Origin of the sequence: Brucella pituitosa (assembly GCF_965577835.1) — a bacterium.
Lineage (GTDB): Bacteria > Pseudomonadota > Alphaproteobacteria > Rhizobiales > Rhizobiaceae > Brucella > Brucella pituitosa.
In genome coordinates this window covers 307,663-334,416 of record NZ_OZ264092.1, presented here as the reverse complement: position 1 = coordinate 334,416, position 26,754 = coordinate 307,663, and the positions used below count along the sequence as shown (strand labels likewise).

Below are 26,754 nucleotides of genomic sequence, written 5' to 3'. Positions count from 1 at the left end.
TATCAATGAGGAGAGCTTCGCCATGTCCGATCCGCGCCACATAGCCATTATTATGGATGGCAATGGCCGTTGGGCGAAGGCACGCGGTTTACCGCGCAGCGCCGGACACAGAGCCGGAGTGGAAGCTTTGCGCGAGACAGTGAGGGGCGCGGGTGATCGCGGCCTTGGCTATCTTACCCTTTTTGCATTTTCTTCTGAGAACTGGTCACGCCCGAGCGGTGAAGTTGGCGATCTTATGGGATTGCTGAAGCTTTTCATCCGTCGTGATCTTGCCGAGCTGCATCGCAATAATGTCCGGGTGCGGATTATCGGCGAGCGGGAAGGGTTGGCATCCGATATTTGCGGATTGCTCGGTGAAGCCGAGACACTGACACGGCACAATACTGGCCTTAATCTGATTATTGCCTTCAATTACGGTTCGCGTGATGAAATCGCGCGCGCAGTTAAAAGTCTGGCGCGCGATGTCGCTGCAGGACGCCTTGACCCGTCATCGATTTCCGCTGAGTTGATCTCCGCAAATCTGGACACTGCAGGTATTCCCGATCCGGATTTGATCATTCGCACGAGCGGTGAAATGCGGCTTTCCAATTTTCTGCTTTGGCAGGCTGCTTATGCAGAGTTTCTGTTTGTTCCTGGCCACTGGCCAGACTTCAGACCTGCCGATCTCGATACTGCCTATGAAGTCTTCCGCCAGCGCGAGCGCCGTTTCGGTGGCGTAGAAGTGCGCGACAAGCTCGAAGAGTGTTCACCCGCAATCGAATGCACGTCAGCAAAAGGTGCAGCGGTTTGATGCGGCTTGTCCGCTCCATCGAAGGGTATAAATGTCAAATCTGCAAACTCGTATTCTGACCGCCATAGTTCTCGGCGCCGCGGCCCTCTGGCTGACCTGGATAGGCGGGTTGGGGTTCACTCTGTTTTCTATCGCCATTGGGTTGGCGATGTTTTACGAGTGGACTGAACTCAGTGCGACAAAGCAGACGTCATTCTCACGTATTTTCGGTTGGGTCTGGTTGCTCGCGACCTTCATTCTTCTGATTCTTGACCGAAGTGCGTTGCTGACAATTGGCGTGTTGCTTACCGGTTGTATCATTCTTTTGGCAACGCAGTGGAAGACCGGGCGCGGATGGCCTGCCGCCGGTCTTTTCTATGCTGGTTTTTCAGCTATCTCCCTTTCGCTGCTGCGTGGCGATGAGCCGTTCGGCTTTACAGCTATTTGTTTCCTTTTTGCGGTCGTATGGTCGACTGATATAGCAGCCTACTTCAATGGACGTGCTTTGGGTGGTCCCAAGCTTGCACCACGTTTTTCGCCAAACAAGACCTGGTCAGGAGCTTTGGGTGGTGCGGCGGCAGCTGTTGCCGGTGGCATTCTGGTTGCCTCGCTTGTGGCTGCTCCTGGTAGCTGGATCGTGCCATTGCTTGCCCTTTTGCTGTCTATCGTTTCGCAGATTGGCGATCTCGCAGAATCATGGGTGAAGCGTCAGTTCGGCGCAAAAGATTCCGGACGTCTTTTGCCGGGACATGGCGGTGTTCTGGATCGGGTGGACGGACTTGTGGCGGCGGCAGCACTTCTATACCTCTTTGGTGCTATTATCGCCGAACCAGATGTACCATCTGCAATCTTTTTTAGTTTCTGAGCGCGTATGAATTCGTAGGAGTGGTGATTTGCAGGAGGCTCTGGCCTTTTTTATCGGCAGTGAAAGTCTGCTCGTCGGAACCATAATTCCATTTCTGTTTGTGCTGACGGTCGTCGTTTTCGTGCACGAAATGGGGCACTATCTCGTTGGCCGCTGGTGCGGCATTGGAGCAAGCGCCTTTTCTGTCGGGTTCGGACCTGAACTGATTGGCTTTACCGATAAGCACGGTACGCGCTGGAAGCTTTCTGCGATTCCCCTTGGTGGCTACGTAAAGTTTCTGGGCGATGAAAGTGCTACGAGCTCACCTGTAGGTGTGGATAACTCCAGTCTCAGCGCAGAAGAACAGAGCAGGGCTTTCCATACGCAGCCAGTGTGGAAACGCGCTGCGACGGTTTTTGCTGGCCCTGCTTTCAACATCATTCTTACAGTTGTCATCTTCAGCGTGTTCTTTGCGCTTTATGGTCGGCAGATTGCCGATCCACTTGTTGCTGGCGTTCAGCCGGGTAGTCCGGCTGCTGAAGCCGGGTTCGAGCCGGGTGATCGTTTTGTTAGTGTCGAAGGTGAAAAAATCACGACGTTCTCCGATGTTCAGCGGATTGTTTCTGGTCGTTCGGGCGATGTGCTGGACTTCACTGTCGAGCGCAATGGCAAAATGGTGGATCTGAAGGCTACACCTGCGCTCGTTGAACGTACTGACCCTCTGGGCAACAAGGTCAAGATGGGAGCCATCGGCGTGGAAACCACGCAGGCGGTCGGAAATTTCCGCCGCATTGAATATGGCCCGCTCGAATCAGTCGGGCAGGCGATTGTTGAAACCGGGCATATCATCAGCCGGACTGGTGAGTTTTTTCAACGCTTTGCTGTTGGTCGTGAAGATAAATGTCAGCTCGGTGGACCGGTGAAAATCGCCAATATGGCGGGCAAGGCTGCAAGTCAGGGATTTGACTGGCTTATCCAGCTGACTGCGATGCTCTCCATCGGCATAGGGCTTTTGAACCTGTTTCCATTGCCGCCGCTGGATGGTGGGCATCTGGTTTTCTACGCCGTGGAGGCGATCAAGGGCAGCCCTGTGTCTGTTTGGGCGCAGGAAATTTTTTATCGCGTTGGATTCCTTGTTGTGATGGGATTCATGGGGTTCGTACTTTTCAACGACCTGTTTGCCTGCTAGATCACTGTCCGGCTGGTTGACGGGGAACTGGGTCGCGCTGCTCATCTGGCGAGACTCTCTACCGCAAGAAGCGCCGCGCACGGTGGAAGCTGTGTAGAGGTGTTAATCAGAAATGAACGTTGGGAGTGAGGACTGGAAAAGCGTAGTGATTTGTTTACCATAACCGTTAAATCGCGTGGCACGGATGTCACGCTGGTTGCTTAAGTAAACAGATTTTAACCGCGACGCTTGCTTGTATAGAAAAACCGGCTATTACGGTTGTATCTATACGTGCATTTCTGGGAAATTCGCCCCGGGGACAGAAAGAAACGAAGGTTCGGAAAGCCTATGACGGCAAGTTCTAAATTCTTTGGCGCCGCTTCAGCGCTCGCCATGTCGGTGGCTCTTGTAGCTTCGGGTACAGCTGCGCTCTCTCTGGCATCGGTAAATGCTGCTGAGGCCGCGGTCGTCAATCGTATTGAAGTGCGCGGTAATACGCGTGTCGATGCGCAGACAATCCGTGACAATATTGACATTCGCCCGGGCAAGGCTTTCAACAGCAATGATATTGATGCTGCTGTTAAGCGCCTTTTCGCAATGGGTTTGTTCTCTGACGTTCGCATCAACCAGTCTGGTGGATCGCTGATCGTTCAGGTGAGTGAACGTCAGGTTGTGAACAACGTTCTCTTCCAGGGCAACAAGAAGGTCAAAGATCCTGATCTGGCCCGCGCTGTTCAGCTTAAAGCCCGTTCGCCGTTTGATGCGGCAACGATGGAAGCTGACAAGGAAGCCATCAAGGGTGCTTACGCGCATGTCGGCCGCAGCGATGCGACGGTTAATGCTCGTACCGTTGATCTCGGCCAGGGCCGCGTGAACGTGGTTTATGAAATCAACGAAGGTTCGCGCACCAAGATCGCCAACATCAACTTCGTTGGTAATAGTGCATACAGCGCGCGTCGTCTGCGCGACGTGATCTCCACCAAGCGCTCGAACCCGCTTTCGTGGCTGACACGTAATGACGTTTATGATGAAGGTCGCCTGCAGGCTGATGAAGAAACGCTGCGTCGTTTCTACTACAACCGCGGCTATGCGGATTTCCGCGTACTTTCGTCGAATGCTACGCTGGATCCATCGATCAACGAATACACGATCACGGTTACCGTTGATGAAGGTCAGCGCTACACCTTCGGTAATGTAGGCGTTGAAAGCACTGTTGAAGGTGTGGATACGCAAGCTCTTGGTGGTCTTCTCAAGACACGCGAAGGTAAGCCTTACAGCGCCAAGCAGATCGAAGATTCCGTTACAGCTATCACTGAAAATGTTGCTGGCAGCGGTTACGCATTTGCCAAGGTCGAGCCACGTGGCGACCGCGACTTTGACAATCACACGATTTCACTCGTCTACAGTGTTGATCAGGGTCCGCGCGCTTACGTTGAGCGCATCGAAATCCGTGGCAACGACAAGACCCGCGATTTCGTTATTCGTCGTGAGTTCGACATGAATGAAGGCGATGCCTTCAATCAGGTCATGGTTCAGCGCGCGAAGCGTCGTCTTGAAGCCCTCGACTTCTTCCAGACTGTCAACATCTCGACTGCTCCGGGTGCTGAGCCTGATCAGGTTATCCTGATTGTTGACGTTGTCGAAAAGTCGACCGGTGAATTCTCGATTGGTGGTGGTTACACAACCGGCGGTGAATCGCCAGGTGCGCAGGTTGAAGCTGCTATTACCGAGCGCAACTTCCTCGGTCGTGGTCAGTTCATCCGAATCAGTGCCGGTGCCGGTCAGGACGAAATGCGTAACTACGCGCTGTCGTTCACCGAACCATACTTCCTCGGCTATCGTATGTCGGCCGGCTTCGACGTATTCCGTCGCTCGTACCGCGTAGATAGCGGTGGCCGTTATGATGTTCAGCAGACGGGCGGCACGATCCGTTTCGGCTTGCCGATTACCGATAACTTCTCTGCTGGTCTGGCCTACAACCTCGTTCAGGAAAAGTACGACCTGTACGTTTCTGGTCCTGATGGTCGGCCTGATCCAGATTACTACGCACCTGCTCTTATCGATGCAGCAGAATTCAGCCCATGGTTGCGTTCGTCGGTTAGCTACTCGCTCACCTACAACTCCATCGACGATATGAAGAACCCGCATGAAGGTATTTATGCGAAGTTCACGCAGGAATTTGCGGGTCTCGGTGGCGACGCCAAGTATGTGAAGACGACTTTCAAGGGTAATTACTATACCACGCTTATGCAGGAAGCCGACATTGTCGGTATGCTGGGTGTAGGTGGTGGTTACATCCACGAATTTGGTAATGACGGCGTTCGTATCTTCGATCTGTTCAAGAACAATTCGGATATGATCCGTGGCTTCAAGTTCAACGGTATCGGTCCTTATCAGGATGCGAACAACGGGAACCGTTACTGGATGGGTGGAACGACCTATTTCAACGGTACGGCTGAAGTTCAGTTCCCGATGCCGATTGTTCCAGAAAGCCTTGGTATCCGTGGTGCTCTCTTTGCAGACGCTGCAACCCTGTATGGAAATGATACCACGGGCGTTAACGGCGACGACAAGAAGCTTCGCGCTTCGGCTGGTGTGAGCTTGATGTGGGCTTCGCCATTCGGTCCGTTGCGTTTTGACTACGCGTTCCCGATTGCAAAGGCTGATACCGATAAGGTTCAGAATTTCAACTTTGGTGTTTCGACCAAGTTCTAATAGATTTGCCTTTTCCCGGGGCAGACATGCCCCGGGCAAGAAAGTGCTTTGATGGCAGATCCCATTTTCTTCAAGCCTTCTCGTGAACTCACGATCGGCGATATAGTAGATTTTACCGGTGCAAAACTTCGCAACCCGAAGTTTGCACCGCGTTCTGTTGCGCGTTTAGCTTCATTGAATGATGCGAGTGAAGATGCACTCGTTTTTGTCGATGGAAAAAAGAATGCTGCCGCACTTGCTGGTATGAAAGCCGCAGGCGTTCTTTGCTCGGAAGATGTGGCCGATAGTGTTCCTTCCGATATTGCCGTGCTTATTACCAGAAGTCCCCAGCGTGATTTTTCGTCGGTCGGACGGATGTTGTTCCCTGTATCAGTGCGGCCATCCAGTTGGCTGGGCGAAACAGGGATTTCCCCGGCTGCATTCATTCATCCTTCTGCAAAGATCGAAGATGGTGCGACGATTGAAGCGGGTGCGATGATTGGCAGGAATGTCAGCATTGGTACAGGCACGCTCATTGCTGCAACGGCTGTTATTGGCGAGGGCTGCCAGATTGGTCGCGATAGCTATATTGCGCCGGGTGTAGCTGTTCAGTTTGCCATGATCGGTAATCGCGTGTCTCTGCATCCGGGTGTTCGTATCGGGCAGGATGGCTTTGGCTATGTGCCTGGCCCCAGAGGTCTTGAAAAAGTGCCTCAGCTTGGACGCGTTATTCTTCAGGATGATGTTGAAATCGGTGCCAATACCACGATTGATCGTGGCGCTTTGAACGACACGGTGATCGGTGAGGGCACTAAGATCGATAATCTGGTGCAGATCGGGCATAATGTGCGATTTGGCCGATTTTGCGTTGTAGCCGCACTTTGCGGTGTTTCGGGAAGTTGCGTTATCGGTGATCAGACCATGATCGGCGGTAGCGTGGGCCTTGCCGATCATGTGGTTATCGGTTCGCGCGTACAGATTGCTGCGGGAAGCGGCGTAATGAATGACATACCCGATGGCGAGCGTTGGGGGGGCGTCCCTGCTCGACCAATAAAACAATGGTTCAGAGATATTGCAAATATCCGGAGCATCGGGAAACCAAGAAAGGAGCAGTCCTCTGATGAGTGATGCTAATCAGAAGAAGCTGGAAACCGCAGATATTCAGGCAGTTTTGCGTGCGCTCCCGCATCGCTATCCATTTTTGCTGATCGACCGTATCATCAATATTGATGGCGATCAGTCAGCGACAGGCATCAAGAATGTCACGATCAATGAGCCGCATTTTACCGGCCATTTTCCTGACAAACCGATCATGCCGGGCGTTCTGATCATTGAAGCCATGGCACAGACAGCCGGTGCAATTACTGTACTCAAGCAGGGAACAGATGCGCCCAGCCTTGTTTATTTCATGACGATCGACAAAGCCAAGTTCCGCCGTCCGGTGGTTCCGGGCGACCAGCTTCACCTTCACGTGAAGAAGGTGAAACAGCGCGGAAACATCTCTAAATTTGAGTGCGTGGCGGAAGTTGATGGCGTAAAGGTTGCCGAAGCTGAAGTCGCCGCGATGGTTGGCGTAGCCGAAGAAAAGGCGTGAGTACCTCGATGAAGGAAACTTTTATCCACCCTACAGCTCTTGTCGAGCAGGGTGTGGAGCTGGGACAGGGCGTATCCGTCGGTCCATTTTGCCATATTCAGTCTGGCGCCGTCATTGGTGATGGTTCCGAATTGATGAGCCATGTTGTCGTCACGGAGGCGGTAACGCTTGGTGCTGGGGCAAAGGTTTATCCGCATGCCGTTCTCGGCTGCGATCCGCAGAACGGAAAGCATAAAGGCGGCCCGACGAAGCTTATCGTTGGCACAAACTGCCTTATCCGCGAAGGTGTCACCATGCATCGTGGTTCAGACAGCAGTCGCGGATATACGAGTGTTGGCGACAACTGTCAGTTTCTCGCTTACGCTCACGTCGCTCATGACTGCGATGTCGGCGACCATGTCACATTCGCCAACAATGTGATGATTGGCGGTCACGTGGAAATTGGTCATCACGCCATTCTCGGCGGTGGTTCTGCTGTTCACCAGTTCACGCGCGTCGGTCATCATGCTTTTGTTGGTGGCATGGCAGCGCTTGCGCATGATCTCATTCCTTATGGCAGTGCGATTGGCAACCACGCTTATCTTGGCGGCTTGAACATTATCGGCATGAAGCGTTCGGGCATGCAGCGCAAAGATATTCATAATCTGCGCCATGCGGTGCATATGCTGTTTGATCGCTCCAAGCCGGTGCGTGAACGTGCTCAGGACGTTTTGAAGGCAATTCCCGATTCGGACGGTGTGACCGATCTTATCTCCTTTATTCTGGTGGATAATAAGCGCGCCTACTGCACCCCGCCGCTCGGTTCATCCGTAGGCGGAGCGATGGATGACGGTGACGACGCTTGATAGCGGGCAGAGCGTGACTAAGCGCCCCCGCACGGCTATCATTGCTGGCAATGGTCTTTTGCCTATTAAGGTGGCCGAGGCTTTAAAGGCGGATGGAAATCCGCCTTTCGTGCTTCCGCTGCGTGGTGAAGCCGATGCTTCGCTTTACGATTATGATCATCAGGAAATTTCGGCGGTCGATTTTGGCATGTTGATGCGTGCCATGCGTTCCGCTGGCGTTTCGCAAGTGGTTCTGGCCGGTGGGCTCCGTAATCGTCCGCATTTAAGCGATTTGAAGCTTAATTTGCCCACAATCAGGGCGATGCGTTATGTTCTCGTTGCTCTCAGTCAGGGCGATGATGCACTGCTGCGCGCATTTATGCGCCTGCTGGAACGTTACGGTTTCAAAATGGTCGGAGCACACGAAGTTGTGCCAGATCTGTTGTCGCCAGAACCAGCCCGCTGTCTCACACGATTGACCCCAGATTCGCGCGAGCGCGGTAATATTGCGCTAGCGATGGAAGCAGCCCTTCGTTTGGGTGAACTCGATGTCGGGCAGGGTGCCATTGCAACTGGCGGCCGGGTTGTGGCTCTAGAAGGTGCAGAAGGCACCGACTTGATGATTGAGCGGGTTTTTGCCTTACGTCAGGAAGGCAGAATTTCGCGTCGTGGCGGCGTGCTTGTAAAAATGGCGAAGCCAAGACAGGATGAGCGTGCCGATCTGCCTGCGATTGGTGTATCGACGGTCGAAAATGCCGCGCGTGCAGGCCTTTCCGGCATTGCTATTGAAGCAGGACGCACCTTCATTCTTGGCCTGGGTGAAACTTTGGCCGCAGCAAATGAAAAAGGCCTTTTTATCGAGACGATTAGTCGAAGCACAAAGGACACGACAGGGTGAGCAAAACCAGCCGGCCATTGAAAATCGCAATCGTGGCCGGAGAGGAATCCGGCGATCTGCTTGGAGCCGACCTGATTGATGCTCTTCGTGGCCAGACTGACAGGCTTGTCGATATCGTCGGAGTTGGCGGCGAGCATTTGACTGAGCGCGGATTGAAGAGTTTTTTCGATCCGCATGAAATTGCTCTGATGGGTCTAGGTGCCATCCTCAAGAACCTTCCGGGTCTTATTCTGCGTATCAGTCAGACGGCGAAGCGGATTGTATCTGAAAAGCCAGATTGTGTGTTGTTGATCGACAGTCCGGAGTTCACGCATCGTGTTGCAAAGAAAATACGTGCAGCGGATCCGTCGATACCAATCGTAAAATACATTGCACCGAGCGTTTGGGCCTGGCGTCCGCAACGCGCAAAAGCCATGCGCGCCTATGTCGATCATGTGCTCACGGTATTGCCGTTCGAGGTTGAGGTGATGAGGCGCCTCAATGGTCCGCAGTCGACTTATGTTGGTCATCGTCTCAGCAGTTATGCACCTATCCTGAAGGTACAGGCAGCGCAGCAGGCCGCCGAGCAGAAACGCTGGCCTGACGACACGCGATGCCTGTTGCTGCTTCCCGGCTCTCGTCGTGGGGAGATTCAGATGCTTATGGAGCCGTTCGGCAAGGCGGTTGCGGAACTGGCAACACGTGTCGAAAAGCTTGAAGTCATTCTGCCTACATTGCCTCGTGTTGAGGAAATGGTGCGCACACTATCCAATGACTGGGCAGTAAAGCCGCTTATCGTGACTGGCGACGAGGCAAAGTGGCAGGCTTTTGCACGCGCAGATGCCGCATTGGCTGCGTCGGGCACCGTCTCATTGGAATTGGCCCTGTCACATATTCCGACTGTTCTTTCCTATAAGGCAGATTGGTTTGCACGTCAGTTTCTGATTTCCAGAATTACGATCTGGAGTGCAGCACTGCCCAATATTATCGCGGACGCGCCTGTTGTACCGGAATTCTTCAATGAATCCGTGAGGCCCGGCAACCTCGCGCGCTATATTGAGCAATTGATGCAGAAAGGCGCTTTTCGGCAGGCTCAGCTCGATGGCTTCGACAAGGTGACGTCCATCATGGCCACCGAGCGGCCATCAGGAGAGATCGGTGCCCGCGTTTTGCTTGATCTTGCTGAAAACGGCAGAAAGCACTAGAGCACTTCCTCTTTGTCTTGAATCATTGGAAATGCTCTATCTCTTTGTTTTTTCGCATTATCCGACGCAAAACCTCTTCGCACTTTTGCTGGAAATGCTCCAATTTTGAAGTGTTAGAGCGATCTTTGCGCGCCCAATAAGGCGCCCGGCGCTCTAATTTTCCAAAATCGGTACAAACAAAAACCCCGGCAGATTGCCGGGGTTTTTTATTCTGGTTTAGATTATTTACGCTTTGCGACCGGTACGTAGTCGCGTTCTGCAGCGCCAGTGTAGAGCTGACGCGGACGACCGATTTTCTGCTGTGGGTCTTCGATCATTTCTTTCCACTGTGCAACCCAGCCGACGGTACGGGCAAGGGCGAACAGAACCGTGAACATTTCGGTCGGGAAGCCAAGCGCCTTCAGCGTGATACCGGAATAGAAGTCGATGTTTGGATAGAGCTTCTTCTCGATGAAATATTCATCAGTCAGAGCAATCTTTTCCAGTTCCAGAGCGACGTCGAGAAGCGGATCGTCCTTGATGCCCAGTTCGCCGAGAACCTCATGGCAGGTCTTCTGCATGATCTTGGCGCGCGGATCGTAGTTCTTGTAAACGCGGTGACCAAAGCCCATCAGACGGAATGGATCGTTCTTATCCTTGGCGCGTGCGATGAATTCTGGAATGCGGTCAACCGAGCCGATTTCTGCAAGCATGTTGAGCGCGGCTTCGTTTGCGCCGCCGTGGGCAGGGCCCCAGAGGCAGGCAACGCCAGCTGCAATACAAGCAAACGGATTGGCACCCGACGAACCGGCCAGACGCACGGTCGAAGTAGAGGCGTTCTGTTCGTGGTCTGCGTGCAGGATGAAGATACGATCCATGGCACGTGCCAGAACCGGATTGACCTTGTACTCTTCACACGGAACAGCGAAGCACATGTGCAGGAAGTTCGACGCGAAATCGAGATCGTTCTTCGGATACATGAACGGCTGGCCGATATGATACTTATAGGCCATTGCTGCGAGTGTCGGCACCTTGGCGATCAGGCGGATCGAGGCGACCATGCGCTGATGCGGATCGGTGATATCGGTCGAGTCGTGGTAGAAGGCGGACATTGCGCCTACGCAGCCTACGATCACGGCCATCGGATGCGCATCGCGACGGAATCCGGTGAAGAACTTCGTCATCTGCTCATGGATCATCGTGTGACGGGTCACGCGATAATCGAAATCAGCCTTCTGAGTTGCTGTTGGCAGTTCACCATAAAGCAACAGATAACAGGTTTCGAGGAAGTCGCCGTGTTCAGCAAGCTGATCAATTGGATAGCCACGATAGAGCAGAACGCCTTCGTCGCCATCGATGTAGGTGATCTTGGATTCGCACGAAGCAGTCGACGTGAAGCCAGGGTCGTAAGTGAAGGCGTTTGCATTCTTGTAAAGTGGACCGATGTCGACAACGTCCGGCCCGACAGTGCCTTGTCGTACAGGCAGGTCGAACGTTTTGCCGTCGAGGGTAAAGCTTGCTGTCTTATCTGACATCGTGTTTCCTTTCGTGTCCACTTTTGCCGCCCATGTGGTGGCTGAAATTTCAATCGTCTCTATAACTTGTCTTCTCAACTTCTATAGGTTTCCCACTTTCGCGGGAAACCTATTTTTCAACGCATTATCCAAACGATTTCGCCCGCCAAACTATCCCAATGATTTTGCGATGCAATGCGTAATTTGGTCTAATTAAGTCCGTTTTGTCACGTCAGCGTGAATGCTAACAGTTCAAACGATTTGATCTTTTATGCGTGCAAGTGACTCTTCACGGCCGAGCACAAACAGTACGTCGAATACACCCGGAGATGTAGCTCGACCTGTAAGGGCAGCGCGCAGTGGTTGTGCTACCTTGCCAAGCTTCAGGCCTACTGTTTCTGCATGGGCGCGAACTGCCGCATCAAGCGCGTCTACGGTCCATTCGCTGACTGATTCCAAATGCGGAAGGACAGCTTTCAGAACTTCGCGACCTTCGTCGTTAAGCAGAGATGCGGCCTTCTCATCAAATACAAGCGGGCGCTTTGCGAAGATAAACTTCGCACCATCAGCAAGCTCCACCAGTGTCTTCGCACGATCTTTAAGGCCCGGCATTGCTGTAAGCAGCTGCGCGCGACCCTTGTCGTCGAGAGAGGCTTCCAGTTCTTTGCCGCCTTCGATTTCCGGCAATACGGCGATCAGAGCATCGAATAGTGCCTTGTCGCCGCTGGCGCGCATATAGAGGCCGTTGATGGCTTCCAGCTTCTGGAAGTCAAAACGTGCCGCACCTTTGTTGATATCCTTGACGTCAAACCACTCGATCATCTGTTCGGTCGACATGATTTCGTCGTCGCCATGGCTCCAGCCAAGACGAACCAGATAGTTGCGCAGAGCTTCCGGCAGATAACCCATCGCGCGATAGGCATCAACGCCAAGTGCGCCGTGGCGCTTGGAGAGCTTTGCACCATCCGCGCCGTGAATGAGCGGAATATGCGACATCTGGGGGACGTCCCAGCCCATTGCATCGTAAATCACGGTCTGACGCGCGGCGTTGGTCAGGTGATCATCGCCGCGGATAATGTGGGTGACGCCCATATCATGATCATCGACGACGACGGCGTGCATATAGGTTGGCGTACCGTCGGAGCGAAGGATGATGAAATCATCCAGATCCTTGTTCGGGAAGCGAACATCACCCTGAACGGCATCGCGAACAAGGGTTTCGCCTTCCTGCGGTGCTTTGATTCGGATGACCGGCTTCACACCTTCCGGTGCTTCGGATGGATCACGGTCGCGCCAGCGACCATCATAACGTGGTGGACGGCCTTCGGCACGTGCCTTTTCGCGCATATCTTCGAGTTCGGCTGGCGTGGCATAGCAATAATAAGCCTTGCCCTTGGCGACCAGTTCTTCTGCTACTTCGCGATGGCGTGGCGCGCGTTCGAACTGGGAGATGGCATCGCCGTCCCAATCAAGACCAAGCCATGTAAGGCCATCAAGGATAGCCGCCGTTGCAGCATCCGTGGAGCGCTCGCGGTCTGTATCTTCGATGCGCAGCAGCATCTTGCCGCCACTATGCTTGGCATAAAGCCAATTGAACAGGGCGGTCCGGGCTCCGCCAATATGTAGGAAACCCGTGGGCGAAGGGGCAAAACGGGTTACGACCGGTTTCGACATGACAGCTCCACTATAACAGGCCTCGTTGGGCTGCAGCGGACGCGCAGTGCGAGGCGGAATTTTGAATATGTAGCGCCCGATTGTACTCAGTCTACGGGCGGCAAGGATTCTCGATGCGGGAACCCTCTCGATTTTGGCTGGCGTTCATGTACCATAGGCAGCACAGCGCGCAAGGGCTTGAAGGTTCTTTCGCGCTAATCCGGTATTCTTCTTTAGATTAGCGGGGGACACTTTTGCAGTCAGGCGGGGGCATGACGGGCACAAGCGAAACGCGGGAGATCAATGAACGGGCGTTCGTCAAAGACATGCCCGGCGGTCTTGCACGTTCCTTACTACCCGAACCATGGCCGCCTTATAAACCAACAGAAGATCCGCCGCCAGTACTGCCACTAAAACAACGAACAGCATCCGAGCGGCTGAAGGAACTGGCGTCTGTTGTCCGGCAGAGTTTTGCTGCAGCCATGACGCGGGAAATCGGCAGAGGAATGCTTTTCCTGCTGTTTCCTATCTTTATGGGTATCGGGGCAATTATCTATTTCACAGTGTCGGTCGAACCTGCATGGCTGCAACTTACTTCGGTTCTTGGGGTATCCGTCTTTATTCGTCTTCTGTCTCGTGGGCATTTCCTGCCGTCACAGCTATTGACGCTCGTGATAGCACTCCAGCTGGGAATGATTGCGGGAAAGATCGAAACGGAGCGACGTGGAACCCAGATGCTTGGCTCTGAAGTGGCAACCCGCGTTACGGGTCGGGTTGTCGCTCTCGAATATCGGGATAATGGTAGCTGGCGCGTCACGCTCGACCTTATTGAAACGCAGAGGCCCAAGCTTCGTTTTGCCCCACAGCGCATCCGGATTACTGCGCGTGATATTCCGGCGCAAACGACGATTGGGAGTGGCCTGAACGGTTTTGCACGTCTGCGTGTGGCATCAGGCCCGGTACGACCGGGAAACTACGATTTTGGCTTTCACGCTTATTTTGGCGGTATCGGTGCAAATGGCTTTTTTCTGGGGACGCCGAAGAGTGTGGAAGTGCCCGGGCCGAGCGACATAGTTGCCAAAATTTCCGGCTCTATCGCCCAGTTACGCGTACATGTTTCCGAGCGGATTGCAGAGGTGCTGTCCGGTGAAGACGGCAGCGTTGCGGCCGCACTGATCGCAGGTGAGCGGGCAGGGATCAGTGAAGAGACCAATGAACATCTGCGCAAGGCTGGGCTCGCGCATATCTTGTCGATTTCAGGCCTGCATATGGTGTTGGCAGCCGGGGTGGTCATGATGTCGTTGCGGTCGTTGTTTGCCCTGTTTCCGGCATTCAGCGCACGATATTCGGTTAAGAAATATGCAGCTTTTCTTTCGTTGCTCAGTTGTACGTTCTATCTTGCTATGTCTGGGGCCGATGTGGCGGCACAGCGCAGCTACGTGATGATTGCCGTAATGCTTTGCGCGCTTCTGGCTGACAGAGCGGCGATCAGCATGCGTAATCTGGCGATTTCAGCAATTGCGATGATCGCAATCTCCCCGCACGAGATATTGGGCCCAAGCTTCCAAATGTCGTTCTCGGCGACAGCAGGGCTGATCGCGGCTTTCGCCTGGTGGAGTGAAAGAAAAGCCATAAGACAGTCAGGCGCAGAGAATCGCCAAGCCTCATCGCGTGGGCCTTTGTCAAAAATATTTATGCCAGCAATAGCCACGGCTGCGACGTCCATTGTAGCAGGGGTGGCCAGCGGGATTTTTGCGGCTTATCATTTCAACAACACCGCCCCTTTGGGCCTTGTCGGCAATGTGCTGGCCTTGCCGGTCATTTCGATACTGGTAATGCCATTCGCAGTTTTGAGCCTGTTGTTGATGCCGCTGCAACTTGATTGGTTGCCATTGCAAGTCATGGGATTTGGCGTTTTGCTCGTGCGACACATTGCTGAGTTTGTTGCCAGCCTTTCACCCGACGGTAATCCCGGTGTCATGCCGGTCGCAACGCTCATCCTCTGGACGGTAGCTCTTGTCGTTGCGGTTACGTTCACAACGCGACTGCGGTTAATGGCGCTTCCATTTATTGTGATGGGTCTGATCGCTTTCATACGGATGCCGATGCCGGATATCCTTATCAGCGAAGATGCCAAGTTTGTGGCCGTGCGACTATCTGATGGCAATTTCGCGGTTAACCGCAACAGGCCACCGCAGTTCACAGCGCAGAACTGGCAGACGGCCTATCTGGTTGAAGCCTTTGTTCCTCCGCACATAGTGAAGAAACAATCGGTTGCCGCTGATGAGCGTGCTTTTCTCTGCGAAGATGGGCTCTGTACCATTCCTCTCAGGGATGGTCGAATGCTGGCCTATACTGCGCAGGAAGATATGCGCGAGATTGCCTGTAATGTAGGCGATATTGTTGTTCTTGCTATTGCCGGAAAAAAACTAAGCTGTGAGCGGTCAGGCTCGCTCGTCGTTGACAGGCAGGAACTGGCCCTAAAAGGAACTCTTGAAATAAGGTTAGGGCAAAAACTAAGCGCAGACAAAATGGTTCAGGCAAAGTCTCCGGAGCGAGAGCCGGTCAGCGAGCGCGAGACTTATCGTTTCGCGCCTGCAATGCCTCGCAATATCGAAGACTATGCGGACAAACTGGACTTTTCCGTCGATGCGCCCACACGCCCCTGGCATCTCTATCGCCTCTACTCACGAGCAGCGCGCGGTCTGCCCGATCGGGAATACAAGAAGAAAGCCGGAACAGAAAATGCGACAGGCTCTGATCTCTCGCAATGATTTAGAGCGCCGATCTGATTGGATCAGATCGGCGCTCTAAATATTTTTTTAAAGCGCATCTTTGTCCGAAAACCGTTTCACACTTTTCGGGATGCGCTCTAATAGCGCCGGATCAAACCGATCAGCTTGCCCTGAACACGAACTCGGTCAGGACCGAATATCCGCGTCTCATAGGCTGGATTTGCAGCTTCGAGCGCAATGGAAGCGCCTTTGCGGCGGAAACGTTTCAGTGTCGCTTCTTCGTCATCCACCAGAGCAACGATGATTTCACCTGGATTGGCTGTGTCGCCGCGCTTGATGATGACAGTATCACCATCGAAAATTCCGGCTTCGATCATCGAATCGCCCTTGACCTCAAGCGCGTAGTGTTCGCCTGCGCCAATCATTTCTGGCGGAAGGCTGAGCGAATGGGTCTGATTCTGGATCGCCGAGATTGGTACACCAGCAGCGATACGTCCCATCACAGGGATGGACACCATGGTCGATACATCGTCATTCGCAGTCGCCGGAGCTGGGCGAATAGGCGTAGGGGCAGGTGGCGCCTTGCCGAGACTGCCTTCGATAACGCTTGGCGCAAATTTCTTTTGCGAATTCAGTCCGGGAGCAATGGAATCCGGCAAACGGAGCACTTCCAGTGCGCGGGCGCGATTTGGAAGCCTGCGGATGAAGCCGCGTTCTTCCAGCGCTGTGATGAGCCGATGAATGCCCGATTTCGAGGCTAAATCAAGAGCCTCTTTCATCTCGTCGAAAGACGGAGGAATGCCCGTCTCTTTCAGACGTTCATGAATGAACAGCAGAAGCTCGTGCTGTTTACGGGTCAACATGCGCTACACCCTCCAGACCAGAATCAAATAAAAACAAAACCAGAACGAACACTATATGTTCCAGTCTTGTTCTGCAATGGTTTTAAAATGATTAACGGACTGGCGGAATTGGATGCGTTCGTTACAGCATCAATATTATGCAGGCGTCACCGGTCAATGAAGCGGGTGCGTTTTCATCTCTGACCAGCAGCGCATCGGATCGAACCAAGGCGGAAAGCATTGATGAATCCTGGATAGGAAAAGGCGTTGCGATCAATGTTCCGTCAGCATCCTGTTCGACTGTTGCCCGAACAAAATCGCGCCGGTGATCATTCGCATTCATTGCCTGACCAAGCTTTGCGGGACGAATATCTGCAGTCAGATCCGTGCCGGATAGTTTGGCTACCAATGGGCGTAGAAATACGAGGCTGCAAACAAGGCTGGAAACGGGGTTGCCTGGCAGGCCGATGACGTGGACCGTTTTGCCTGAAATGCTCTTGCGACCATACATCAACGGTTTACCGGGACGCATGGCGATTTTCCAGAAATCGAGATCGACACCGCAGTTCTTCAACGCGCCATGCACGTAATCACGATCACCAACGGACGCGCCGCCGATAGTGACGAGAATATCGATGCCATCGTCGAGCACCTGGCTGATCGCTGATTCGATCTTTGTCGGATCGTCAACGATAATGCCCATGTCTTCGGGCTTGCCACCTGCGCGGCGCACAATTTCAGCTATTCCCAAACTATTGGAGGCTACAATCTGATCAGGACCGGGGAGTGCTCCGGGCGGGACGAGTTCATCGCCAGTGGCGAGAATGGCAATTCGGGGCTGCCTGAAAACGGAAATCATTGCATTGCCGCTGGCAGCGGCAAGAGACAGTGCCGGGGCGTCAAGTTCCCGCCCAACTGGAAGAACGGTGTCACCGGGTGCAAAGTCGAGACCCGCGCGGCGGATGTGACGGCCTTTATCAAGCCCATGTTGGACTGTCAGCTTGTCACCGGAACGTTCGGTGTCTTCCTGAATGACGATGCAGTCAGCGCCGACCGGTATGGGTGCGCCTGTGAAGATGCGCACGGCTTCGCCTTCGTTGAGCTGGCCATCAAATCGCTTACCCGCTGCCGATTCGCCGATCACTGTAAGCTCAATCGGATATTCGATGTTCTGAGGCGCGATGAGCGCATAGCCGTCCATGGCCGAACAATCGAATGGTGGTTGGCGTAGTTTTGCTATGACCTGCTCAGCAACAACGCGGCCGCCTGCGGAAGCAAGTGCAACCTGCTCAAAATCATGCGGCTCGGCGGTGCTCAGGATGCGGGCAAGGGCTTCATCGACCGGGAGAAGGGACATATGGTTTCCTCTCGTCTGGATATCAGGCTTTCCAGTCACCTGACTTGCCGCCGCTTTTTGCCGAAACGCGGATGTCGGTGATCTCCATATGGCGATCGACAGCCTTCGCCATGTCATAAATGGTCAGGCAGGTGACGGATACGGCAGTCAGTGCTTCCATTTCTACGCCGGTACGGCCTTTAAGCTTTGCCGTGGCACGAACACGCAAACCGGGAAGCATCTGATCAGGCTCGATATCGACCGACACTCTGGTCAGCATCAGCGGGTGGCAAAGCGGGATAAGATCAGCCGTTTTCTTCGCAGCCATGATACCAGCGAGACGCGCGGCACCGATAACGTCACCCTTGGTTGCATTGCCTTCCAGAATGAGCGCCAGCGTTTCGGGCTGCATCCTGACAGCACCTTCAGCTGTGGCCTGACGCTCGGTTTCAGCCTTGTCGCCGACATCGACCATGTGGGCAGCGCCGGTCTGGTCGATATGGGTGAGCTTGGCCGCCATATCTCAGGCCTTGCCGGTCAGAAGTTCGCGGGTTGCAGACGCAACATCTTCTTTGCGCATCAGGCTTTCGCCGATGAGGAATGTGCCGATATTCGACTTTTCGAGACGCAGACAATCATCATGGGTGAAGATGCCGCTTTCGCCGACCAGCAGACGATCCGAAGGCACCATCTTTGCGAGCCGCTCGGAAACCGCAAGGTCGACTTCAAATGTACGCAGGTTGCGATTGTTGACGCCGACGAGACGCGACGAAAGCTTGAGTGCGCGTTCCGTTTCCTCTTCATCATGGACTTCAATCAATGTATCCATGCCGAGCTCGAAAGCGGTTTCTTCAAGCGCCTTGGCAAGATCGTCATCAACACTTGCAAGAATGATAAGAATGCAGTCTGCACCCCAACTGCGCGCTTCATAGACCTGATAGGTATCGAACAGGAAATCCTTGCGTAGCGCGGGCAATGAGCATGCATTGCGTGCAGCTGTCAGAAATTCCGGTGCACCCTGAAAAGATGGCGTATCGGTCAGTACGGAAAGGCAGGCAGCACCGCCATCTTCATAGGCCTTGGCCAGTACCGGTGGATTGAAATCCGGGCGAATAAGCCCCTTCGATGGACTTGCCTTTTTAATCTCGGCGATAAGCGCAAACTTGTTGGCAGCGCGCTTGGCTTCCAGTGCTTTGAGGAAACCGCGCGTCGCAGGCTGATCCTTGGCTTGTGCCTTTACTTCTTCCAGTGGAAGGCGAGCCTTGGCAGCAGCGATCTCTTCAAGCTTATAGGCTTCGATTTTCCGCAGAATGTCGGTGGACATGGTTTGATCCTCTCCGTCAGAGCGGTTTATCGTTGGACACGGCGATAACTTTTTGCAGGACTGCAAGTGCTGAACCGCTGTCGATGGATCGCGCAGCGAGAGCGATACCGTCCTTCAGGTCTTTTGCCTTACCTGAAATGACAAGTGCTGCGGCAGAATTCAACAAAACGATATCGCGATAGGCGTTTTGATCGCCTTCGAGAACGCCATGCAGAGCTCTGGCGTTTACTTCGGCTTCGCCACCTTTAAGTTCCGACATATCGACACGGCGCAAGCCCACATCTTCAGGCTCAATCTCGAATGTGCGAATCGTACCGTTTTCAAGCGCTGCGATTTTCGTGGTGCCTGCTGTGGTCATCTCATCGAGACCATCGCCATAGACAACCCATGCAGTTTCAGAACCAAGTTCTTTGAGAACCTGCGCCAAAGGCTCGACCCATTCCGCCGAGAACACGCCAACCAGCTGACGCTTGACACTCGCTGGGTTCGACAATGGACCAAGCAGATTGAAAATCGTGCGAGTTCCAAGTTCGACACGCGATGGGCCGACATGACGCATCGCCGAATGGTGAGTCGGTGCGAACATGAAGCCAAGACCGGCTTCGTTGATGCTGCGGCCAATCGTGTCTGCGTCGGCTTCGATGTTGACCCCAAGGGCTGCGAGCGCATCGGCAGCACCCGAACGCGAGGAGAGGGCGCGATTGCCGTGCTTGGCAACAGGCACGCCTGCACCTGCGACGACAAAAGCCGAACAGCTCGATACATTGTAGGAACCAGACTGGTCGCCGCCAGTACCAACGATATCAACAGCGTTGGTCGGCGCGGAAACCGGCAGCATACGCGACCGCATGGAGGCAACTGCGCCGGCAATTTCCGGCACTGTTTCACCGCGTACCCGCAGAGCCATCAGGAAGCCACCCACCTGTGAAGGCGTTGCCTGTCCAGACATCATGATGTCGAAGGCTGCTTTGGAATCCTCGAACGACAATGGATTGCCGGAGGCAGCCTTGGCGATATAGGGTTTTAAGTCAGCCATTATCTTATACCTGTCTGGGACCTGTCGCGGGTCAGAATGCCAACGCGTTGTTGATGACCGTCTGATTGATCCGCACCGGATACTGCTTCTGCAACTCGCCTACCAGCTGTTCGAGAACGTCATCGGTAAGCGTCGTCGACAGATAGGTCTGCTGCTGTTCAGGAATTGCTTCCGGACCTGCGGCAGTTGGTTCGGTGACTTCGATAACCTTGAACAGGATCTGAGCGTCATCAGATGCAGCAGCAGCCGTACCTGTGTGTTCGTTCGGCCCGCGGAAAACCTGTGCGGTCGCAGCAGAGTTGAAATCAGCATCGTTTGTATTGCGGGTGATGCCGCGTTTGGTCTGCTTTTCAACACCCGCAGCTGTAGCAATCGCGTCAAGCGTTTCGCCACCGTCGAGGCGCTTCTTCAGATCTTCCATACGCTGATTCAGACGCTTCACAGCTTCTTCACCCTTCCACGCAGCAACGACCTTATCCTTGACTTCATCAAGTGTGCGGTCACGGGCAGGGGTGGTGCCATCGATCTGGTACCAAAGGTAACCGGTATTGCCCAAGGTCAGAGCGTCGTTGTCAAAGCCTTGTTCAGCCTGAAATGCAGCTGAGAGAAGTGCTTCTGAATTTGGAAGCTCGACTGCATTGCCGGCCGGATCGTTGCCTTCAGCGTCAATGGCGTCGACCGTAACGGCCTTGAGGCTCAGGCCCTTGGCGACGTCTGCCATATTGGCACCGTCCGAACGCTGCTGTTCATAGGAATCGTGCAGGCCATTGATGCCGGTGATTGCAATATTGGTTGCAACTGTGTCGCGAATTTCGGCTTCAACTTCCGACTGCGCTTTGACGTTCGCTGCGTTCACCTTGGTGACACGGAGAATGACCGGGCCGAATGCACCCTTGACCACATCACTTACGCCGCCTTCGTTGAGCGCAAATGCTGCGTCGGCAATAGTCGCATCAGGAAGAGCAGACTTTTCAAAGGTTCCAAGAACCAGATCAGCTTCGCTCTTGCCCTGTTCCGTGCCGATATCAACAAAGCTCGTACCGGCCGCGATTTTCTGATGTGCGGCCTGAGCGGCAGCTTCGTCAGCAAAGTTCAGCTGTTCGATGGTGCGCGTTTCAGTGGTGCTGAAGCGGCTTTTGTTCTTTTCATAATATTCGTTGATTTCATCCTGCGTGACGGCGGCTGGATCGGCAATATCCGATGGCTCAAGCTTCACATAGGTGATTTTGCGGTATTCCGGTGCCTTATACTCATCCTTGTGCTCATCAAAATAAGCCTTGAGAGCATCATCAGAAGGGGTAGGAACCGCATCGGCTTTTTCAGCCGGAATAGTGATGTAATCCGCGCTGCGGCTCTCACCCTGATAAAGAGCGAGCGCCTTCAGCATCGTATTTGGCATTTTCATGCCGTCGGTTGCTGCTTCAACGACCTGCTGACGACGGGCGACTTTCGCGCGGTTGTCGAGATAGTCTTGTGCACGAATGTTTGATTGGCGCAGAACAGCATCAAACTGGGCGCGGCTGAAATTGCCGCTTGCATCCTGAAATGAAGGATCTTCAGCAGTGAGACGCGCGATACCATCCTTGGAGAGGCCAAGCTGCATGTTGCGAGCCTGTTCATCCAGGACGACGCCTGCTGCGAGCTGTGCGAGAACCTGATTTTCAACGCCGAGCTGCTGAGCCTGTTCACGGGTTAGCCGCTGACGGAATTGCTGGGACAGACGCATCAGCTGTTGCTCATAGGCAAAGCGATAATCTGTTGCGCTCACTTCCGACTTGCCAGCGCTGAGCGCTGCATTGCCAGACATGTCGCCCCGGAATGCATCTGCGATACCCCAGACTGCAAAACTCAGAACAAGGAGGCCGAGAAGAAGCTTAGCAACCCAGGATCTGGCGGCATCACGCATACTGTCGAGCATTGGAAACCCTTTAAGAACAAAACATAGCCCGGCTATCGATAAAGATAAGCCGTGTGTGGGGATAACCTTAAGCTAGGCCCCGATGCAAGTTCTCATTGAGTATAGACCACCAAGAACGTTGCATTGCGTGACGAATACGCTTAGTCAGTGGCAAAATTTGGCGCTCCATACACGTTATCAGGCGGTTGGCGTCGTTCAAGGCGAGGAGAATGATATGACTCCGGGAATCCGTCCGCTGGTTGCTGGCAACTGGAAAATGAATGGTACGGGAGAATCCCTAACGGAACTGCGCGCAATTACTGCGGGCCTGAGTTCCGATTTGGGTCGCAAGCTTGATGCTGTCATCTGCGTTCCGGCAACTTTGCTATCGCGTGCGGCTGAAACGCTCGAAGGTGGAACCGTTGCATTGGGTGGTCAGGATTGCCATCCGAAAGTTTCAGGTGCGCATACAGGCGATGTTTCGGCCGAGATGCTTAAAGAAGCAGGTGCAAGCCACGTCATTCTTGGTCACTCCGAGCGCCGCACGGATCACCGTGAAGGCAATGATCTGGTTCGCAGCAAAACCGAATCTGCATGGGCCGCTGGCCTTATCGCGATTGTCTGCGTTGGTGAAACGGCTGACGAGCGCAAGGCAGATCGCACACTTGATGTGATCGGCGATCAGCTCGCCGCTTCACTTCCTGAAGGTGTGAAAGCAGAAAATACCATTGTTGCCTATGAACCCGTTTGGGCTATTGGCACAGGCTTGACGCCAACCGTGCAAGACGTTCGTGCGGCTCATGCTTTCATGCGTGAGAAGCTGACCGAGCGCTTCGGTGCCAGTGGCGCGCACTTGCGTCTTCTTTATGGTGGTTCGGTCAAACCGGCCAACGCCATTGAATTGCTGAGCGTGCCTGATGTTGATGGCGCATTGGTGGGTGGAGCCAGCTTGAAAGCAACGGACTTCCTCGCCATATGCGAAACCTATCGCAATCTGTGATGAGCGTCTGCGTCCTTTAAATCTAGAGCATTTCCTGCTTTTCTTGAATCATTGGAAATGCTCTATCTCTTTGTTTTTTCGCATTATCCGACGCAAAACCGCTTCGCACTTTTGCTGGAAATGCTCTATATCGGACGCAGGGCTTGGATTATCGCACAATAGCGTGTAAAGAGCCGCTCTATCTATTTGTATCATCGCTGTCCGGGGCGGAAATCTTGCTGTTTCTCCCGGTTACGCATTAGTCCAGAGATATAAAGACCGTAACCTATGCAGACCATAGTCATTGTCATTCATTTGTTGATCGTTCTGGCGCTTGTTGGCGTTGTGCTCATCCAGCGTTCCGAAGGCGGCGGCCTTGGTATCGGCGGTGGTTCGGGCTTTATGACGGCACGCGGCGCAGCTAACGCGCTGACCCGTACAACAGCTATTCTCGCGATTGGCTTTTTCGCCACGTCGCTCGTTCTGGGTATCATGGCCCGCTATGGCGAAAAGCCAACGGACATTCTGAACCGTATCCCGGCAGCAGGTAGCACACAGAATCCTCCTGCTGGTGGAACCGGAACCGGTGGCGGCATTCTTAATCAGCTGGGCGGTGAGTCTTCGCGCACCAATGAAGCAGAAACGCCTGCTTCTGGTTCGGCTCCGGCGACTGCACCAACGCAGCCACAGGCTCCGCAGGTTCCAAGCTCACAGTAAGAGCTTTGTAATTGCAGAAAATTTGAAAGCCGGTTCGAAAGAGCCGGTTTTCTTTTTGTTAAACATGAGTTCGCAAAGTGTTGCATGCTGGCAATAGGCCCTCCCGAATCGTGAGGGATAGCCATTGTGGATAATTGAGTAGTGCGACTGTTTACAGTATGGAGGGCGAAAGCCTGAACGCGATGTTGCGACAGGTGTTTTCCGCACTGCTTGGGTTTTCGGGAACAGATCATGTCTTCACGTTTTATTTTGATGGCTGGCATTGCAAGCCTTTGCATTGGACTTACGGGCCCAAGTTTTGCTGCTGGTGCTGAAGCCGAGCTTACTGCTGCGGCAACGGGTGTTCAGCAGGTCGCTATGGCAAATGATGCCAAGGAAAAGCCTGCCAAGAAGAAAAAGAAGAGTGCTTCAAACGCAGGTGCTGCGAAGAAGGTCGGCCTTAACCGCTACAACATCGACCCGCGCTATCAGGCGCAGTCTGTTACCTTCACTGGCTACGAAGCAGGGACGATTGTCATCGATCCTTCGAAGTATTTCCTTTATCTCGTTGAAAGCTCGACGACAGCCCGCCGTTACGGCATTGCGGTTGGTAAAGTTGGTCTTGAGTTCAAGGGAACAGCAACTGTCAGCGCAAAGCGCGAATGGCCACGCTGGATTCCGACCAAGGAAATGATCGAACGCAATCCTGCTCAGTACGGCCGCTACAAGAACGGCATGGATGGCGGTCCGGGCAATCCGCTTGGTTCGCGCGCCATGTATCTGTTCCAGGGCAACAAGGATACGTATATCCGTATTCACGGTACCACTCAGCCATGGACAATCGGTAGCCCGGCTTCCAATGGTTGTTTCCGTATGACCAATGACGACATTCTGGATCTGTATGATCGCGTTGGCATGGGCGCAAAAGTCGTCGTTCTCTGATTTTTTGTAGAAATACCCGAAAGGCCGGGATTTCCCCGGCCTTTTTTCGTGTGCATGTAACAAACGACGCTACATGGTGCGAGCAGGGCTGAACTTGGTGGAAGCATCCGGTTTTCCCATATGGGAAGCTGATCGGGTGTGATTTTGATGGAAAAAACGCTGGTCACACTTTTTTTAGTGGCGGAATCAGCAAGAAGGGTCTAACGACGTAAGCCCATGGCGCGATATGTATTCATCACAGGCGGCGTGGTTTCTTCCCTTGGAAAAGGCATTGCCGCAGCAGCTCTAGCTGCACTCCTTCAGGCACGTGGTTACCGCGTGCGTATCCGTAAACTCGACCCTTATCTGAACGTCGACCCCGGCACGATGTCGCCTTACCAGCACGGTGAGGTGTTCGTCACTGACGATGGTGCTGAAACAGACCTTGATCTGGGCCATTACGAGCGGTTCACCGGTCGTCCTGCAAATCAGCGGGACAACATTACCACCGGTCGCATTTACCGCAACATCATCGAAAAGGAACGCCGCGGCGATTATCTCGGTGCGACGGTTCAGGTTATTCCCCACGTCACGGATGAAATCAAAAACTTCGTCCTTGAAGGCAATGACGATTATGATTTCGTTCTGTGCGAAATCGGCGGCACGGTCGGCGATATCGAAGCCATGCCGTTCCTTGAAGCCATTCGTCAGCTTGGCAACGAACTGCCACGCAACAGCGCGGTTTATATCCATCTGACATTGATGCCGTATATTCCTGCGGCAGGCGAACTCAAGACCAAGCCAACGCAGCATTCGGTGAAGGAACTGCGTTCGATCGGTATTGCGCCGGATATTCTTCTGGTGCGTGCGGATCGCGAGATTCCGGCTTCTGAACGTCGCAAGCTGTCGCTTTTCTGTAATGTGCGTGAAAGCGCAGTCATTCAGGCGCTCGACGTTTCGACCATTTATGATGTGCCGATTGCTTATCATAAGGAAGGTCTCGACAACGAAGTGCTTGCAGCATTCGGTATCGAACCGGCACCGAAGCCACGTATGGAACGCTGGGAAGGCATTTCCCATCTTCTGCACAATCCGGAAGGCGAAGTTACCATTGCCGTCGTCGGCAAATATACTGAGCTGAAGGATGCTTATAAGTCGCTGATCGAAGCGCTGCAGCACGGTGGCATTGCCAACAAGGTCAAGGTCAATCTCGACTGGATCGAAGCCGAAGTCTTCGAAAGTGAAGACCCATCACCGTATCTCGAAAAAGTTCACGGCATTCTGGTGCCGGGCGGCTTTGGTGAACGTGGTGCAGAAGGCAAGATCCTTGCGGCCAAGTTCGCTCGCGAGCACAAGGTGCCTTATTTCGGTATCTGTTTCGGTATGCAGATGGCATGTCTCGAAGCCGCGCGTAACCTTGCCGGTATCGAAAATGCGTCATCGACCGAGTTCGGTCCGACCAAGGAACCTGTTGTCGGTCTGATGACTGAGTGGCTCAAGGGCAATATGCTCGAAAAGCGTACGAAATCGGGTGATCTTGGCGGCACGATGCGCCTTGGCGCATATGATTCCACGCTTAAGGCTGGAACGCGTATTGCCGAGATCTATGGTTCGACCGAGATTTCCGAACGTCATCGTCACCGCTATGAAGTGAACGTTGACTATAAGGACCGCCTTGAAGCGAGCGGCTTGGTATTCTCTGGTATGTCGCCTGACGGCGTTCTGCCGGAAACGGTTGAATATGCTGACCATCCCTGGTTCATCGGCGTTCAGTACCATCCGGAACTGAAGTCGCGTCCGTTTGAGCCACACCCACTATTCTCTTCCTTCATCGCGGCTGCGATGGAGCAGGGCAGACTGGTTTGAT

Annotated in this window: 22 protein-coding genes; 14 read left to right on the top strand and 8 right to left on the bottom strand. The window is 53.7% G+C overall.

Going from position 1 to position 26,754, the window contains the following annotated elements; all coding sequences use genetic code 11:
- Positions 1–22 precede the first annotated feature (22 nt).
- The 9 genes from ACSME1_RS01560 to lpxB all read left to right on the top strand — a co-directional run bounded on the left by ACSME1_RS01560 (position 23) and on the right by lpxB (position 9,975).
- Positions 23–790 (top strand): isoprenyl transferase, encoded by a 768-nt coding sequence (locus ACSME1_RS01560; RefSeq protein WP_024897083.1) that lies wholly within the window; start codon positions 23–25, stop codon positions 788–790.
- A gap of 31 nt (positions 791–821) precedes the next feature.
- The gene (locus ACSME1_RS01555; protein ID WP_105705852.1) at positions 822–1,634 is read left to right on the top strand and encodes a phosphatidate cytidylyltransferase; all 813 of its coding nucleotides are present in this window, start codon (positions 822–824) and stop codon (positions 1,632–1,634) included.
- Positions 1,635–1,662: 28 nt separating this feature from the next.
- The gene (gene rseP / locus ACSME1_RS01550; RefSeq protein WP_024897085.1) at positions 1,663–2,802 is read left to right on the top strand and encodes an RIP metalloprotease RseP; all 1,140 of its coding nucleotides are present in this window, start codon (positions 1,663–1,665) and stop codon (positions 2,800–2,802) included.
- Positions 2,803–3,129: 327 nt separating this feature from the next.
- The gene (gene bamA / locus ACSME1_RS01545; protein ID WP_105705854.1) at positions 3,130–5,496 is read left to right on the top strand and encodes an outer membrane protein assembly factor BamA; all 2,367 of its coding nucleotides are present in this window, start codon (positions 3,130–3,132) and stop codon (positions 5,494–5,496) included.
- 51 nt (positions 5,497–5,547) lie between these two features.
- Complete coding sequence (gene lpxD / locus ACSME1_RS01540; RefSeq protein ID WP_100558882.1) at positions 5,548–6,603, top strand: UDP-3-O-(3-hydroxymyristoyl)glucosamine N-acyltransferase; 1,056 nt, start codon at positions 5,548–5,550, stop codon at positions 6,601–6,603.
- Positions 6,596–7,069, top strand: a complete 474-nt coding sequence (gene fabZ / locus ACSME1_RS01535) for a 3-hydroxyacyl-ACP dehydratase FabZ (protein WP_024897088.1) — start codon at positions 6,596–6,598, stop codon at positions 7,067–7,069. The genes lpxD and fabZ overlap by 8 nt, the downstream gene beginning before the upstream one ends.
- Positions 7,070–7,077: 8 nt before the next feature.
- Positions 7,078–7,914 carry an acyl-ACP--UDP-N-acetylglucosamine O-acyltransferase gene (lpxA, locus tag ACSME1_RS01530; protein WP_024897089.1) on the top strand — a complete coding sequence of 279 codons (837 nt, stop codon included), beginning with the start codon at positions 7,078–7,080 and terminating at the stop codon, positions 7,912–7,914.
- Complete coding sequence (locus ACSME1_RS01525; protein ID WP_105705856.1) at positions 7,895–8,791, top strand: LpxI family protein; 897 nt, start codon at positions 7,895–7,897, stop codon at positions 8,789–8,791. The genes lpxA and ACSME1_RS01525 overlap by 20 nt, the downstream gene beginning before the upstream one ends.
- Entirely contained in the window at positions 8,788–9,975 is a 1,188-nt protein-coding gene (gene lpxB / locus ACSME1_RS01520) for a lipid-A-disaccharide synthase (RefSeq protein ID WP_105705858.1), read from the top strand. Before ACSME1_RS01525 ends, lpxB begins: the two co-directional genes overlap by 4 nt.
- Before the next feature lie 221 nt (positions 9,976–10,196).
- Here lpxB and gltA read toward each other — a convergent pair whose 3' ends face one another.
- Both gltA and gltX read right to left on the bottom strand, forming a co-directional pair.
- Positions 10,197–11,489 carry a citrate synthase gene (gene gltA, locus ACSME1_RS01515; protein WP_024897092.1) on the bottom strand — a complete coding sequence of 431 codons (1,293 nt, stop codon included), beginning with the start codon at positions 11,487–11,489 and terminating at the stop codon, positions 10,197–10,199.
- Between the two features lie 231 nt (positions 11,490–11,720).
- Positions 11,721–13,142: a glutamate--tRNA ligase gene (gltX, locus tag ACSME1_RS01510; RefSeq protein ID WP_105705860.1), complete on the bottom strand. Its 1,422-nt coding sequence runs from the start codon at positions 13,140–13,142 to the stop codon at positions 11,721–11,723.
- Between the two features lie 251 nt (positions 13,143–13,393).
- Between gltX and ACSME1_RS01505 the strand changes: the two genes are divergently transcribed.
- Positions 13,394–15,895: a ComEC/Rec2 family competence protein gene (locus ACSME1_RS01505; protein ID WP_105705862.1), complete on the top strand. Its 2,502-nt coding sequence runs from the start codon at positions 13,394–13,396 to the stop codon at positions 15,893–15,895.
- Between the two features lie 98 nt (positions 15,896–15,993).
- On the opposite strand, the gene lexA is transcribed toward ACSME1_RS01505, so the two are convergent.
- The 6 genes from lexA to ACSME1_RS01475 form a co-directional block, all read right to left on the bottom strand.
- Positions 15,994–16,719, bottom strand: a complete 726-nt coding sequence (gene lexA / locus ACSME1_RS01500) for a transcriptional repressor LexA (RefSeq protein WP_024897095.1) — start codon at positions 16,717–16,719, stop codon at positions 15,994–15,996.
- Positions 16,720–16,840: 121 nt separating this feature from the next.
- Complete coding sequence (locus ACSME1_RS01495; RefSeq protein WP_105705864.1) at positions 16,841–18,055, bottom strand: molybdopterin molybdotransferase MoeA; 1,215 nt, start codon at positions 18,053–18,055, stop codon at positions 16,841–16,843.
- A 22-nt stretch (positions 18,056–18,077) separates the two neighbouring features.
- Entirely contained in the window at positions 18,078–18,554 is a 477-nt protein-coding gene (moaC, locus tag ACSME1_RS01490; protein ID WP_105705866.1) for a cyclic pyranopterin monophosphate synthase MoaC, read from the bottom strand.
- 3 nt (positions 18,555–18,557) lie between these two features.
- On the bottom strand, positions 18,558–19,358 hold the full coding sequence (trpC, locus tag ACSME1_RS01485) for an indole-3-glycerol phosphate synthase TrpC (RefSeq protein ID WP_105705868.1): 801 nt from the start codon (positions 19,356–19,358) through the stop codon (positions 18,558–18,560).
- Positions 19,359–19,374: 16 nt separating this feature from the next.
- Positions 19,375–20,394, bottom strand: a complete 1,020-nt coding sequence (trpD, locus tag ACSME1_RS01480; RefSeq protein ID WP_105705870.1) for an anthranilate phosphoribosyltransferase — start codon at positions 20,392–20,394, stop codon at positions 19,375–19,377.
- Between the two features lie 31 nt (positions 20,395–20,425).
- Positions 20,426–22,312, bottom strand: a complete 1,887-nt coding sequence (locus ACSME1_RS01475) for a peptidyl-prolyl cis-trans isomerase (RefSeq protein ID WP_105705872.1) — start codon at positions 22,310–22,312, stop codon at positions 20,426–20,428.
- Positions 22,313–22,526: 214 nt separating this feature from the next.
- On the opposite strand from ACSME1_RS01475, the gene tpiA reads away from it, so the two are divergent.
- The 4 genes from tpiA (at position 22,527) to ACSME1_RS01455 (ending at position 26,753) form a co-directional block, all read left to right on the top strand.
- Positions 22,527–23,291 (top strand): triose-phosphate isomerase, encoded by a 765-nt coding sequence (gene tpiA, locus ACSME1_RS01470; protein WP_024897101.1) that lies wholly within the window; start codon positions 22,527–22,529, stop codon positions 23,289–23,291.
- Between the two features lie 267 nt (positions 23,292–23,558).
- Positions 23,559–23,987, top strand: a complete 429-nt coding sequence (gene secG / locus ACSME1_RS01465) for a preprotein translocase subunit SecG (protein WP_024897102.1) — start codon at positions 23,559–23,561, stop codon at positions 23,985–23,987.
- A 231-nt stretch (positions 23,988–24,218) separates the two neighbouring features.
- Positions 24,219–24,908 (top strand): L,D-transpeptidase, encoded by a 690-nt coding sequence (locus ACSME1_RS01460; RefSeq protein ID WP_024897103.1) that lies wholly within the window; start codon positions 24,219–24,221, stop codon positions 24,906–24,908.
- A 216-nt stretch (positions 24,909–25,124) separates the two neighbouring features.
- Positions 25,125–26,753: a CTP synthase gene (locus ACSME1_RS01455; RefSeq protein ID WP_105705874.1), complete on the top strand. Its 1,629-nt coding sequence runs from the start codon at positions 25,125–25,127 to the stop codon at positions 26,751–26,753.
- The last annotated feature ends 1 nt before the right edge of the window (position 26,754 follow it).